8 protein-coding genes are annotated in these 14,450 nt (G+C 70.7%); 6 read left to right on the forward strand and 2 right to left on the reverse strand.

Annotation, left to right across the window (positions count from 1 at the left end):
- Positions 1–32: 32 nt before the first annotated feature.
- On the reverse strand, positions 33–7,409 hold the full coding sequence (locus ACWD04_RS00235; RefSeq protein ID WP_451126481.1) for an SDR family NAD(P)-dependent oxidoreductase: 7,377 nt from the start codon (positions 7,407–7,409) through the stop codon (positions 33–35).
- A gap of 149 nt (positions 7,410–7,558) precedes the next feature.
- On the opposite strand from ACWD04_RS00235, the gene ACWD04_RS00240 reads away from it, so the two are divergent.
- The 6 genes from ACWD04_RS00240 to ACWD04_RS00265 are packed head-to-tail and all read left to right on the forward strand — an operon-like array spanning position 7,559 to position 13,595.
- The gene (locus ACWD04_RS00240) at positions 7,559–8,581 is read left to right on the forward strand and encodes a 3-oxoacyl-ACP synthase III family protein (RefSeq protein ID WP_451126483.1); all 1,023 of its coding nucleotides are present in this window, start codon (positions 7,559–7,561) and stop codon (positions 8,579–8,581) included.
- A complete protein-coding gene (locus tag ACWD04_RS00245) occupies positions 8,575–9,531 on the forward strand; it encodes an alpha/beta fold hydrolase (protein WP_451126485.1) in 957 nt (318 codons plus the stop codon). Before ACWD04_RS00240 ends, ACWD04_RS00245 begins: the two co-directional genes overlap by 7 nt.
- Entirely contained in the window at positions 9,528–11,105 is a 1,578-nt protein-coding gene (locus tag ACWD04_RS00250; RefSeq protein ID WP_451126487.1) for an AMP-binding protein, read from the forward strand. Before ACWD04_RS00245 ends, ACWD04_RS00250 begins: the two co-directional genes overlap by 4 nt.
- The gene (locus tag ACWD04_RS00255; protein WP_451126489.1) at positions 11,102–12,103 is read left to right on the forward strand and encodes an NAD-dependent epimerase/dehydratase family protein; all 1,002 of its coding nucleotides are present in this window, start codon (positions 11,102–11,104) and stop codon (positions 12,101–12,103) included. Before ACWD04_RS00250 ends, ACWD04_RS00255 begins: the two co-directional genes overlap by 4 nt.
- Positions 12,104–12,111: 8 nt before the next feature.
- Positions 12,112–12,372: an acyl carrier protein gene (locus ACWD04_RS00260; protein WP_451126491.1), complete on the forward strand. Its 261-nt coding sequence runs from the start codon at positions 12,112–12,114 to the stop codon at positions 12,370–12,372.
- A complete protein-coding gene (locus ACWD04_RS00265; RefSeq protein ID WP_451126493.1) occupies positions 12,369–13,595 on the forward strand; it encodes a beta-ketoacyl-[acyl-carrier-protein] synthase family protein in 1,227 nt (408 codons plus the stop codon). The genes ACWD04_RS00260 and ACWD04_RS00265 overlap by 4 nt, the downstream gene beginning before the upstream one ends.
- A gap of 206 nt (positions 13,596–13,801) precedes the next feature.
- Here the strand turns inward: ACWD04_RS00265 and ACWD04_RS00270 are convergent, their stop codons facing one another.
- On the reverse strand, positions 13,802–14,017 hold the full coding sequence (locus tag ACWD04_RS00270) for an EF-hand domain-containing protein (RefSeq protein ID WP_203182564.1): 216 nt from the start codon (positions 14,015–14,017) through the stop codon (positions 13,802–13,804).
- Positions 14,018–14,450 lie beyond the last annotated feature (433 nt).

The raw sequence follows: 14,450 nt of genomic DNA on the forward strand, positions 1-14,450 counted from the left end.
CTTTAGCTCCTTCCAGCGCGGTCAGGACCTTCCTACGCCTCGTTCCCGGGGAGGCCGAGACGCTGATGGATCAGTCGGGCGAAATGATGCAAGGTGCGTCCGGTGGCCAGGTCCGCCGGTGCGAGGCGGACGGCGAAGAGGTCACGGGCGCTGACGAGGAACTGCATCCCGAGCAGGGAGTCGAGTCCGAAGTCGGTGACGGGACGGGTGGGGTCCATGTCGTCCCGATCGGTCTGCAGGACACCGGCGAGGAGGTGGCCGAGCGTGTCGGTGATCTTTCGCACCGCCTCGTCCGCCGGCAGGTCCGCCAGCGTCCGCAGGAGCTCGTCGCGGCCGTCCGCGGAAGCGATGGAGGAGGACGGAGCCAGGCGGGCAAAACGAGGCGAGGCCAGAGCCGGCAGCAGGTGACGTGCGGTTCCCCAGCGGTAGCGTCCCGCTCCGGCGACATCGGTGCCGGCGGCCATGAGGTGGCCGGCGGTGGCGAGGGCCTCGGCGGGAGTGAGGAGCTCGAGACCGCGTTCGGTCATGGCCGTTTCCATGCCGCTGCGGGCGACGTAACCGGTTTCGCTGATGGGCCCCCAGGCCAGTGCCGTACCCGTTCTGCCGACACTGCGCCGAGCCCGGGTCAGCGCTTCCAGGTAGGCGTTGGCTGCCGCGTAGGCGGCCTGGCCGGGGTTGCCGATGGTGGCGGAGACGGAGGAGTAGGTGAGGAAGAGATCCAGGCTGCGGTCCGTGGTGAGCCGGTCCAGCAGTGCCGCGCCTGCCGCCTTGGGCGCCAGCACGGCGGCGAACCGGTCGTCGGTGAGCTCGGACTGCGGTGCGTCGTCCATGTGCATGGCCGCGTGCACGATGCCGCGCAACTGGTGCCCCGTGGCGTCCACGGTGTGGATGACCTGGCGCAGCGCGATCTCGTCGGTGACGTCGACAGCGTAGGCGGTGGCGTGCACACCGCGGTCGGTGAGCTGCTGGAGCAGGGCGGACGCCTCGGGGGCGTCAGGTCCGCGGCGGGAGAGCAGGGCCAGGTGCCGGGCCCCGTGACCGGCCAGCCAGTGGGCGGTGGCGGCGCCGAGTCCGCCCAGTCCGCCGGTGATCATGTAGGTGCTGTCGTTGTCGAGGGTGAGGGTGCCGGGGGCGGGTTCTACGAGGACGGGTTCGTCGAGGGGGTCGAAGGTGATGACGACCTTGCCGGTGTGGCGGGAGTGCTGCAGGAGGTGGAAAGCTTCCTCGGCACGTGCTGCGGGGTAGATCGTGTGGGGCAGAGGCTGGTAGGCGCGGCAGCTGATCTGGTCGCCGAAATCCGAGATGAGCCGGGAGCGGAGGGCCGGGGAATCCATGACGGCGTCGAGGTTGAAGGCGTTGAAGGTGAGGCTGCGCTGGAAGGGACGCAGCGTCATGGGCATGTTGAGGTAGATGTCCCTCTTGCCGAGTTCGATGAACCGTCCGTTGGGGCGCAGGAGGTCGAGGTTGTGGGCGACGGCTTCGCCGCTGAGGGAGTTCACCACGACGTCGACGCCCTGGCCGCCGGTCAGCTCCCTCACCTGTGGGACGAAGTCCAGGCTGCGTGAGTCGAGGACGTGTTCGGCGCCGAGCGTGCGGAGCAGGTCTCGCTTGGTCTCGGTGCCGGCGGTGGCGATGACGCGGGCACCCCGGTTGCGGGCGCACTGCAGGACGGCCAGGCCCACCGCTCCGGCTCCGCCGTGTACGAGCACGGTCTCCCCGCGGGCGAGGCAGGCTTGATTGACCAGGGTGTGGTGAACGGTCAGGAAGGCGACGGGGAAGGTCGCCGCTTCCGCGAAGCTCATCCCGTCGGGGATGCGGACGACAGCGACGGCGGGAGTCGTCGCGTGGGAGGCGAGGGCGGCGGGCACCAGGCCACAGACCCTGTCGCCCGGCTTCAGGTCGTGCACGTCCGGTCCCACGGCGCGCACGATGCCGGCGCCGTCCGTGCCCAGACCGCGGCCGAGGGGGCTGTTTTCCACCGCTTCGGGCGGGAGCAGACCGTTGGCCCTCATGGGGTCGCGGTAGTTCAGTGCCACGGCCCGCATCTCGATGGCCACCTCGCCCGGTCCGGGCCGGGGGCTGTCCATCTGCCGCCAGATCAGCCGTCGGTGCAGGCTCGGGTTACGGGCTTCCAGGATGAACGGTGTGCCGGCGGGGGCGGCGGGGGGTTCGTTCTCCGCATGCTGGACCTGCCGGGGCACGAAGCGGCCGTGCGCGGTCAGAATGATCTCGTCCTCCTGAGCGCTCGCGTCGTCGCCGGTGGCAGCGAGAAGTTCCCCGGCGAGGCGGTGCGCGTCGGCGGCCGCTTCACCGGTGCGTTGCCACGAGAGACGTCGCACGCCCAGGTCGGGGCGCTCGTTGGCGAGTGTCCGGCAGGCTGCCCAGACGGCCGCGTCCTCCGTGTGCGTGGGCTGCTCCGGGGCCGGGAACAGCCCGGTCGGGCGGGTGATGAGCCACAGCTGGGGGCTCGTGCGGCCCTGAAGGCTGTCACAGGCGGTGGCGAGAGCACGTAGCAGCGCCGCGCGACGGGTGGTCAGTGTGACGACGGTTTGGTGCGGTCGGGGTTCGGCGAGCAAGAGGACGACGCGCGGCTCGCCGTCCGTGGACAGCGCCCCGGCCCAGTCGCCGGCCTCCTCGGACGCGGCGACGACGGTGGCCTCCCCGAGGAGGGCTGCCAGGGTGTGCGCGGTCTGCGTCTCGGTACCGTCCTCGACGGCGATGACCCAGGCGGCCCCAGGAAGCGGCGTCGGTACGTCGGGCTCAGGGGCATGGCGGTGAGTGGCTGCGGCGAGGAGGACGGAACGGTCCTCGCAACCGACGTGCTCCGGATCGGGGAAGCCGCACCGTTGAAGCAGCGGTACCCACTGCTCACGGGCGAGGATGCGTGAGACGGGGCGCAGGGTGTGATCGCCGCGCTCCCAGAAGTCCTCCAGTGTGCCGAACAGCAAGGCCTGTAGCTGAGCGTGGTGCGGTTCGGTGGCCAGCAGATATCCGCCGGGGGCCAGCATGGTGTGCAGACGCCGCAGGGTCGCGGCCAGATCATGGGTGGCGTGCAGGGCGTCGCCTGCCAGGACGAGGTCGAAACCGGCTCGGGGCAGGCCCTGGTCGGCCAGATCGGTGTTCAGGTCCAGAGTGCGGTGGTCGACGAAATCGTGGCCGCGAAAGCGGTGTTCGGCGCGGGCGAGACCGGCCCCCGTGACGGCTGCGCAGGTGTAGCGGGTCCGGTCGGCCGGCAACACGGGCAGCACGGCGGCCGTCAGGGCGGTAGTGGTTGCACCGATCTCCAGGACGCGCAGCGGGCGGTCGGCGGGCCAGCGGGCGACGATGTCGCAGAGGGCGGCCTGGACGGCACGGTGGGTGAAGCGGTGGGACGGGCCGGTTTCACGGAGTTGCTCGTACACGCTGTCCCCCGCCGGCAGGAGATCGCGTGCGTCGACGCGTCCCCGCAGCAGGTCGGCGAGGTGGCGCAGATGCCGGTTGAGGAGCAGTGTCTCGGAACCGAACGCGGGATGCTCTTCCACCAGGCCGCGCAGCAGTGTCTCGGGTCGGATCTCGGCATCTGTCAGCTGCCAGGTCTCTCCGGCCAGCTGGACGAGACCGTGCTCGACCAGCAGGGGCATCATCATCCGTACCAGTCGGCGGTGCCGGGGCTGAAGGCCTCCGCTCACCAGATCACGCATCGAGAACGGGGCCCCCGGGTCTTCGAGAAGGCCGTGCAGCGTCTTGGCCCAGCAGTGAGCGCCGGTCTGTCCGGTGGCGGCGATGAACCGGTGGTGGCCGCTGTCGTCCAGGGCGGCGCGTGCGGCGGTGATACGCGGCTCGGTGGCGCGCGCCACCTCGGCGGGAGCAGGGAGCGGAGAGGGCAGCGCAGGTGCGCCCGGGTGCGGAGCGGCCCGCAGAACGGTGCGCTGGACGGTCAGCGGGTTGTGCTCCATCATGCCGCCGCGGCGGGTACGGCAAGCGTCGATCTCGACGGTGACCGTGCCGTCCGCGTCAGCGTAGGTGATGTCCCAGCAGATCTCGTTGGCGCTGCGGCTACGGCGGCGCAGGTGCACGACGCCGGTGGGCGCGGGCGTGCGCCACACGCGTACGGACCCGAACACCGTCGGCAGGAAGCCGGCGGATTCCGCAGTGAGTTCGGACAGGGCGACGGTGGCCTGCAGCGGTGCGTCGAGAAGTACCGGGTGGGCGGTATAGGCGTCGGCGGGGTGCTGGAGCCGGTAGGACACCAGCACCTCCTCCTCGCCGATGTCCAGGTGCTCGATGAGCTGGAAGGCCGGCCCGCAGTTCAGTCCGATGCGGTGGCACGTCCGGTAGAAGTCCGCCCCACCGAGGCTTTTGTGACAGCGTGCCCGGAGGGTGCCGACGTCGAGCGGGGACGGTGCCGACCCGAGCAGGGTGCGGACCTGGGCTCGGACAGCGGGCCGGCACTCCCCGCCGTGTTCTTCGCGGACGCTGATGGTCAGGATGCCGTCGTCGGGATCGACGGACGTCTGCAGGGCGACCGGTGTCGGGTCCGGCCAGGGCAGAGCGAGAGGGCGGCTGATCTCCAGGTGCCGTACTTCGACCGGGCGCTCCATGGCTCGAAGGCCGGCGCTCAGTGCCATCTCCACGTAGGCGGCGGCGGGCAGAAGCACGTCGTCCCCGATTTTGTGGTCGCCCAGCCAGGGCACCAGCTGGGGCTCGACGGTGCCGTGCCATACGGGGTGCGGGGCGGGCATCCGCTCGCCCACCAGCGGGTGGTCGAGCGCACCGGAGCCGCTGGTGTGTGCGATCCGGTCCTGCGCGGTGCCGTGCCAGTACCGTTCGTGCTGCCACGGGTAGACGGGCAGCTCGGCCACGCGACCGGGGTGGGGGAAGTGAAGCTGCCAGTCGGTGGTGGCGTCGGCGGCGAGCAGGGCGGCAACCGCGGCTCCGGTCTCGCGGAGGCCGTCCCCGTCCCGGTGCAACGTAGGGACGTAGGAGACATCCGTGTGGCGCAGGTAGGGGCGCAGTACCGGGTGCGGGCCGATCTCGACCACGATGCCGGCGTACTCGGACGCGAGGTGGGTGACGGCCTCGGCGAAGCGGACCGGCTCACGGACGTTGCGCCACCAGTAGCGCGCATCCAGCTCCGGCCCGCCCAGCGGTGTGCCGGTGACGGTGGAGACGAACGGAATCCGGGCAGCGCCAGGGGTCAGCCCCTCCAGGGCGGTGCACAGGGGTTCCTCGATGGAGTCCATGGCCCGGCTGTGGAAGGCGTAGTCCAGGTCCAGCTCGCGGAAGAAGACGCCTCGGACGGCCAGCTCCCTGCCCCAGGCCGTCAGCTCGTCGGCAGAGCCGGCTACGGTCACGGCACGATCGCTGTTGATCCCCGCGATCTCCAGTACGCCTTCGTAGCCCAGCAGTTCCTCGCGGGCCTGTTCCTCGGACAGGCCGACGGCGGCCATGCGGCCCCTGCCCGCTGTGGTGGCCTGGGTACGGCTGCGCTCAGCGATGACCAGCGCCGCCTGTTGCAGGGTCAGGGCTCCGCAAGCGTAGGCGGCGGCGACCTCACCGACGCTGTGCCCGGCCACCGCCCGCGGTCGCAGCCCGTGTGAGGCCAGCAGTGCGGTCAGGCCGACCTGCACGGCGAACAGGGCGGGCTGGGCGATCTCGGTGCGCTGCCAGGTGGACGGGGAGGGATGCGCCAGTTCCTTGGCCACCGACCAGCCCAGGTACGGGGCAAGGGCGGCGTCGGCCTCCTCGACGGCCGCACGGAAGTCTCTCTCGTGCTCCAGCAGGTCCGCGGCCATGCCCGGCCACTGGGAGGCGTTGCCGGAGAACACGAAGGCGATGCCGCCCTGAGCGTTCCTTCGTACGGTCGCCCCGCGGGCGGGCTCTCCGGCCGCCAGCCGGTCCAGTTGCCGGGCTGCGTCCTGCGGGTCGGCGGCCATGACGGCGGCGCGATGCGGGTGGGCGCTGCGCCGCACGGTGCTGGTGTAGGCCAGGTCGTAGAAGTCATCGGGCTGCGTGGCCCGCAAGCGCTCTGCCATCCCGGTGGCCAGTTGCTTCAGCGCCTTGGGGGAGCGTGCGGAGACGACCAGCGGCAGCATGCGGTGGCCCGGGGGTGGCCCCGCGTCGGGCCGTGGGGCAGTGGGGGGCGGGGTGAGGATGGCGTGGGCGTTGGCTCCGCCGAAGCCGAAGGCGTTCACGCCTACGGCCGCTTTCCCTCGAGGCAGCTGGACAGGCTCCACCGTCGGGGACAGTCCGAGGCCGTCGAAGTCGATCGCGGGGTTGAGCGGGAGGGCGTGCAGCGACGCGGGCGCGATCCGGTGGCGCAGTACCAGGATCGCCTTGAGCAGGCCCGCCATGCCGGAAGCGGGCTCCAGGTGGCCCAGGTTGGTCTTCACCGAGCCGACCGGCAACGGGCCGCTGCGCCGGTGACGGGCCAGCGCCCGGCCGATGGCCTCGGCTTCCGCCGGGTCCCCGACCTGAGTGCCTGTGCCGTGAGCCTCGAAGTACACCAGATCGTCCGCGCTGATCCCGGCTTCCGCGTAGACCGCGTGCAGCAGCGCCTCCTGGGTCTCGGCGCTGGGCATGATCATGCCGGTGCTGCGGCCGTCGGTGTTGTTGCCGGTAGCCGCGAGCACGGCATGGATGCGGTCCCCGTCGGCCAGTGCGTCCGCGAGACGCTTGAGGACGAGCACCGCGCCGCCTTCCGCGCGGACGAAGCCGTCGGCGTCGGCGGAGAAGGCCGCGCAGCGTCCGCGCCGCGACAGCATGCCCGCGTAGGAGAATCCGGCGAAGGAGTAGGGGCTGCTCAGCACGTTGACCCCGCCGACCAGGGCGACACGGCTGGAGCCCTCGCGCAGGGTGCGGCAGGCACGGTCCAGCGCAACCAGTGCGGAGGAGCAGGCGGTGTCGATGGCCATGCTGGGCCCGCGCAGGTCGAAGGCGTACGACATCCGGTTCGCTGTGATGGACAGCGTGGCACCCGGCATGGTGTGCGGACTTTTGTGGTCCTGCATCAGGACCAGCCCCGTGCCGTAGGCGGGGTCCGAGACCCCTACGAAGACGCAGGTGTCCGATCCTGCCAGCGACTCGACGGGAATGGCGGCGTCGTCGAGCGCCTCCGCGGCCATCTCCAGCAGGAGTCGCTGCTGCGGGTCGATGTGCCGCGCCTCCGCGGGCGAGATCTCGAAGTAGGCGGCGTCGAACGAGGCGACGTCGGTGAGGAACCCCCCGGCGGCGGTGTAACTGCGGCCGGGACGCACAGTCCCCGGGTCGACCATCCTGTCCCCGGGCAGCCGGTCGGCGGGCATCTCACCGACCATGTCCAGTCCCTCACGCAGCACGGACCACAGTCCGTCCAGGTCGGTGATCCCGCCGGGAAGTCGGCAACCGACACCCACGACCGCTACGGACCGCTCATGCTGCTGCTCTGCCACGTTCCCGCCTCACGCCGATTGCTGGCTCCGTGCGGATTGAAGAGCATCACGGGAACGAAAAGCCAATGCCGGTCACTCGTTAGGGTGGAGCCCGTTCGGTGCGCGGCTATCCGGCCCGGCAGACGAAACCGCGCCGTTACGGTTGCGCGGTGCCCGAACCAGCCCGTGCCCGTATCGCAGCCGTTGCTGCTCACCTGCCGACCCGTTACCGGACCATGGGTGAGATCCGCGAGAAGATCGCCAAGACCGGTGACTACGCGCCACCGCCCGGCCTGCTCGAGGATCTCACCGGGGTGCGCGGAGTCCATGTGCGGGGAGACGGAGAGAACGCCTCCGACCTTGCTGTAGCGGCCGCTCGCACGGCACTCGACGAGGCGGGCCTGACCATCGCCGACATCGATCTGCTGTTGTTCGCCGCTACCGCCGCGGACCTGATCGAACCGGCCACGTCCCATCTGGTGGCCGCCAAACTGGGCGCCACCTGCCCGGTGTTCGACGTCAAGAACGCCTGCAACAGCGTACTCAACGCCATGGAGACGGCCGCTTCGTTCATCGAAGCCGGCCGCTACCGCACCGTCCTCATCGCCTGCGGAGAGACCGGCTCCCTGGTTACACGCTGGAACGTCCCTGACCGTCACGCTCTGCTCAGAGCCCTGCCCGGCTACACCGCGTCCGACGCCGGCGCCGCGATGGTGCTCACCGCCGGGCCCGCGAGCGAAGACAGCCCCGGCGTCATGGCGATGCGATTCGTCAGTAATTCCGCCGCCTGGGAAGCCTGCACCGTGGCCGGCGGAGGGACCATGCACCAGCGCTCGGTACACGACGACCACGCCACCCTGCGTCTGAACGGGGACCTGCGCCAGGGGTTGCTCGATGTACTCCCCAACATTCTGGTCGGTGCCGGAGACGAACTTGCCACAGCACGCGCTGGCGCCTTCGTAGCCTTCCACCAGATCGCCATGCCGCAATACAGACAGATGCTCGACATGTTCACCCTGCCCGAGGGCTTGTGCATGCCCGCAGTGGCCGAGCACGGCAACTGCGCGGCGGCTTCCCTTCCTCTGCAGTTGGTCAAGGCGCGGGAAGCCGACCGCGTCGAGGAGGGGGACATCGTGGCGATGATCGGCGTCGCCAGCGGTTTCAGCTTCGGAATGGCCCTCATCCGATGGTGACCACACGGGCCGGCCGTGCCCCGGCACTCACCGCGACGGACCGAGTCACAGCACTGGAACGGCTGATGCCGGGCTACCCCCCACCCCAGCACTGGCGGCGCGTGCCGGCCACCGGACAGCATTACCTCGCCCTCGGCTCCGGGGAGCCGGTGCTGTTCCTGCACGGTAATCCTTCATGGAGCTACGCCTGGCGCAAGCTGGTCGACCGGCTCTCCCCGTATGCCCGTTGCCTGGCCCCGGACCTGCCCGGCTTCGGCATGTCCCGGCATCTGATGCCGGCCGAGGGAGTCTCGGACCCCTACCGCGTGCAGCTGGAGCACCTGGACATCCTTTACCGGCACCTGGTGGAGGACGAGGGGCTGCCTGAGCAAGGCTGGACGCTCGTCCTGCACGACTGGGGCGGTCCGCTCGGCATCGCCTGGGCTCTGCGGCACCCCGGGGTCGTGACCCGTCTGGTCATCTGCAACACCGTGGCCTTCCCTTGGCCCAGCGGCTTCCGACTGCCGTTCTACCTGCGCTGGATCCGCGACCATTCCCTGGTGGCCGACGTCGTGCACCTCACCAACGGCTTCGCACGCACCGCCGTGCACGCCGGAGTGCACCACCCACTGCGCCCGGCCGAGCGCCGGGCCTACCTGCGGCCCTATCTCCGGCGCGCCGAGCGCCGGGCAGTCACCGCCGCCGTCCGCGCCATCCCACGTGACACCGCTGACCCCGTATGGCGGCTGCTCGAACCTCCCGGCGCCGACGCCGATCTGGCGGCACTGCCCATGCTCATCGGCTGGGGCATGCGCGATCCGGTGTTCACCCCGGTCCTGCTGGACGAGTGGGCCCGCCGCTATCCCCACGCGGCCATCCACCGGTTCCCCGGGGCCGGGCACTTCGTGATGGAAGACGCCGCAGCCGAACTCGGCGACCACATCCGTGACTTTTTGCAAGGAACCCGATGACCGTGACCGTCCCAGGTATCACCGCACACCTGGCCGACCGGCCTGACGCCACCGCGCTCATCCGCTGCCGTAAGGGGGCCTCCCTGACGATCAGCCGTGGCCGACTGCTGCAGGGTTGTCACCTGACGGCGCAAGCCCTGCACAAAGCCGGTGTCCGGCCGGGTCACAAGGCCGTGGTGATGACCCGCGACGCCTACGACCTCACCACCGTCGCGTACGCCCTGTGCTCCCTCGGCGCCGTACCTGTCCTCATCGAGCCGCGCGCCGAGGTGCGCCGCTGCCTGCGGGACGTCGTTCCGGACGTCTTCATCGGCGAACCTTTGGCCCAGCTCGGACGTCAGTTCCTGGGGTGGGGCCGCCCCCACATCCGGATTTCCCTGGTCACCGGCCATCCACCGGTCGCTCCGGGCCGACGCCTGGAGACCCGGGCGCCGGCCGGCAGCGTCCCCTCCCTGCAACTGCGGGAGCCTGACGACGACGAGCTGGCCATGATCGCGTTCACCTCCGGTTCCACCGGACGCCCCAAGGGCGCGGAGTACCGCTACGCCACCCTGGCGGGGCAACTCGACGCGCTCACCACGGTGCTGGATCCCCGGCCCGACGACGTACTCCTCGCGGGGTTCCTTCCGGTCGCGATGCTCGGCCCGCTCCTGGGCCTGACCACCCTCGCCCCGGCCGTGAACCACCTGTCCCCGGCCCGCACGTCGCCGAAGGAGCTCGTCGAGCCGATCCTGAAGCACCGGGTCACCAAGATCGTCGCGTCGCCCGCCGTGCTCACACTGATCGCCGGTCACTGCGCCCGCCACGGCATCACCCTGCCCTCGGTCCGCCAGATCCTGTCCTTCGGCGCTCCGCTACGTCTCCGCCTCGCCGAATCGCTGCGCAAGGCCGTGCCGGACGCCACCGAGATCCTCAGCGTCTACGGTGCCACCGAATGCCTGCCCGTCTCCGCGATCAACGACCGGGACCTGCTCACCTCACGCATCCAACCGCCCGTCGGGCAGGCCGGCACCTGCCTGGGCCGACCGCTTCCCGGCATCCACCCTCAGATCCTGGACGCGGACCCCACCGGACTCGGCGAGATCGCCGTGGCCGGCCCCACCGTCAGCCCCGCCTACCACGCGCGTCCTGACGCAGACGCCGTCACGAAGAGCGTCACCAGCCGTGGCGTACTGCACCGCACCGGAGACCTCGGCCGGCTCGACGACCAGGGCCGGCTGTGGTTCGTCGGCCGTCGAGCTCACCTGGTCACCGGTACCGGGTTCACCATGACCACCGAGGACATCGAGATCACGGCCGACACCGCTCCCGGCGTTCGCCGCACCGCTCTGGTCGGTGTCGGCACGGCCGTATGCCAACTGCCCGTCCTGTGCGTGGAGCCCCTGCCTTCCACTCCCCGCACCGCGGCCCTGGCAGCCGTACGCACCGTCCTGACAGGCCACCCGGAAGGGCACCGCGTCGAGCACCTGCTCCTGCATCCCGGCTTCCCCACCGACCCCCGGCACAACTCAAAGGTCGACCGCCTACGCCTGGCGGGCTGGGCCGCCAGGCGCCTGCGCGGGAGGACTCGATGAAGGTGCTGGTCACCGGGGGGAGCGGCTTCCTGGGCCTGGAGATCTGCCGTCGGCTGACGGCACGCGGCATCACCACATCCTCCTTCGGCCGCCGCCCCAGCACCGCTCTGCAACAGCTGGGGGTCCGTCAGCACCTGGGAGATCTCGCCGACGTGAACGCGGTCTCCCGCGCGGTCGCCGAATGCGACGCCGTCATCCACAACGCCGCCCTGGCCGGGGTCAGCGGCCCTCCGCAGCCCTACTGGGCCACCAACGTCCTCGGCACCCGCCACGTGATCGAGCAGTGCCGTGCCCACCAGGTGCGCAGACTCGTCCACACCTCGACCGCCAGCGTCGTCTTCCGGCCCGGGGGCCTGGAGGGCGTCGCCGAGGACATTCCCTACCCCACCAGCCACCTGGCCGCCTATCCCAGGACGAAAGCCACTGCCGAAGCCCTGGTCCTCACAGCCCACAGCCCGGAGCTGGCCACCGTCTCGCTGCGCCCGCACATCATCTGGGGCCCGGGCGACCCGCACTTCACCCCCGCCCTCGCGCGCGCCGTCCGGGCCGGGCGCCTGCTGATGCCCGGCCACGGCAGCAACCTCGTCGACACCACACATCTCCGCACCGCAGCTCACGCCCACCTTCTCGCCCTGGACCGCCTGCACCGATCACCGGAGATGGGCGGCCGCGCCTATTTCATCAGCCAGGGCGAGCCGCGCCCCCTGCGCGAAATCGCCCGGTGCCTGTTGCGGGCCGCCGGTATCAGCGCCCGCTGGTGCGCCGTCCCGCCACGACTGGCGACGGCCGCGGCCGCCCTCAGCGACACATGCCTGCGTATGGTCCGCAGCCCGCGCACCCTCGCGCTGAGCCGCTTCCTCGTCGCGGAACTGCTGCAACCGCACTACTTCGACCTGACCGCAGCACGCCGCGATCTGTCCTTCGCACCGCCGATCGGCTTCGAGGCCGGCCTCGCGGAACTCGCCCGGATCACCCCGTCCGCCTTCGACGACAGCTAGGACACACCGTGCCGAAAACTTACGACACCCTCCGTTCCGTCCTGACCAGCTCTTTCCGTATCCCGGAGGACGTCATCCGTCCTCAGGCCACGCTGGAGCAGCTGGGCCTGGACTCCCTGGCCCTGGCGGAGCTGGTGCTCGTCCTCCACGAACGCTTCGCGGTCAAGATCAGCAGCGAGTACACCGATCGCAGCAAGACCATCGCTGAGGTCGTCGACCACCTCGACGCCCTGTGCGCCGAGGGCACGAGGCAGGTGGCGCCCTCATGACTGCGCCCGTCGCCGTCACCGGTCTCGGCCTGCTCACCCCAGGAGGAGAGGACGCCGACGCCACCTGGAGCGCCGTCTGCCACGGCGTGAGCACCGCGACCCGTGACCCGGCACTCGCCGGCCTGCCCGTCGACTTCTCCTGCCGTGTCCCCCTCGCCTCCGACACCCTGGCCGACCGCATCGGACGCACCGCCTGGCGCATGTCACGGGACGCGAAGCTCGCGGTGCTCGCCGCCCGCGATGCCGTACACGACGCCGGCCTCGACCCCCGGACCTGGAACGGCGATCGGGTCGCCGTCGTCGTCGGCTGCGGACTCGGAGGAGGCGCGGTACGCGAAGAACAGACCAGGCGTCTGGAGGAACTGGGCGCCGACATGGTCTCGACGCTCACGATCCCCCAGATCCTCACGAACATGCCGGCCGGCGAGGTCTCCATCGACCTCAGCACCCGCGGTCCCAGCCTCGCCCCTGCCACCGCCTGCGCCTCCGGCGCCACCGCCATCGCCATGGCCCGCGACCTTCTGCTCTCCGGCCAGTGCGACATCGCGGTGGCCGGAGGCACGGAAGCGACGATCAGCCGGCTGGTGACCACCGCCTTCTGGCGCCTGGGTGCCCTGTCCCGACGCACCGGCCCGGTCACCGAGGCGTCCCGGCCCTTCGCCGCCGACCGCGACGGCTTCGTCATGGGGGAAGGCGCAGGCATGCTCGTCCTGGAACGCGTGGAGCACGCCGCTGCCCGTGGCGCCCGTTCCCGCGCCCAGCTCGTGGGCTGTGGCAGCACCTCGGACGCCCATCACCCCACCGCTCCGCACCCGGCAGCCGGCGGTGCCGAGTCAGCCCTGCACACCGCACTGGCGCAGGCGGGACTGGCCGCACACGATGTCGACCACGTCAACGCGCACGGCACCTCCACCCCGCTCAACGATGCCGGGGAGGCAGCCCTGATCGCCCGCGTGCTGCCACACCGCCCCAGCGTCACCGCGCCAAAAGGCGTGCTGGGTCACAGCCTGGGCGCGGCAGGAGCTGTCGAAGCGGCGCTGACTGTGCTCACCATCGGACACCGCACGGCGCCACCGATCGCCAACCTGCGAGCGTCCGCACCCGAGTTCGGCATCGACTGTGTCACCGAACGGCCACGCCGACAGGACATCCGCGTAGCCGTCAGCCATTCCTTCGGCTTCGGCGGCCACAACGTCGTCCTCGCGCTGCTCAGAGCTTCCTGACCGACGCCCCAGCCGAAGGGAGGGACGTGCGGCCCCCAGGTACCTGCTCGTCCTCACCGGCGGCGGGATCAGGATGGCCGCCTGCCCCTCCGCCCCGCAGAGCTGAGCGCTCGGCCGCTCAGGGACACAGCGGCGACGGGGGCTCCGAAGCCCTCCGCGGCCACGGAGGGCTTCGACCGCCGTCTGCCGGACCGGTGCGGGTCTGGTCAGGCCTTGTTCTGCGAGGCCCAGAACTCGTCGAACGTGAGCTCGCCGTCACCGTTGCCGTCGTGGGCGTTGATCACGGCCTGGGCGACGGTCTCGGTGACATAGGGGTCACCGAGCTGCGCCATGGCGCTCTTGTACTCGGCGGCCGTTATGCTGCCGTCGCCGTTCTGGTCGAAGCGCTCGAATGCCTTGCGTGCCGACTCGATGTCCGCCACTGTTCCGCCCCTTCGTCAAGCGTCGTTTCCGGAGGTCAGGTTATCCGGCAGCCCGGGCGGCGGATCCGGCGGGCGACCGCACCCGGCAGGGCCCAGGGCGGTGTCAGGTCAGCAGCTCCGGGGCTCGCCGGCGGCCACCTTGCGGGTCGGTCCGGGATCTCCCCCGGAATCCGACTCACCACAAGGCGACATCCATGGATGTACGGGAGTGGCCGGGCAGGACCGCCCCCCGAAGGTGATCAATGAATCACCGACCAAAGTCCATGGATACGCGACAATTACCAGGTGCGTGACCCATCACACCTATGATTCACAAACGGATACACCACTTTGATGATTATTGTCCCATACGTGACCTTTGCTTCCGGGCCGCCCGTCTGTCATAGTCGGAGACGCGACCTCCTCCGACCCGAGCCAGGTCCCCTGTGCGGCC

The organism is Streptomyces sp. NPDC002911, assembly GCF_053591835.1.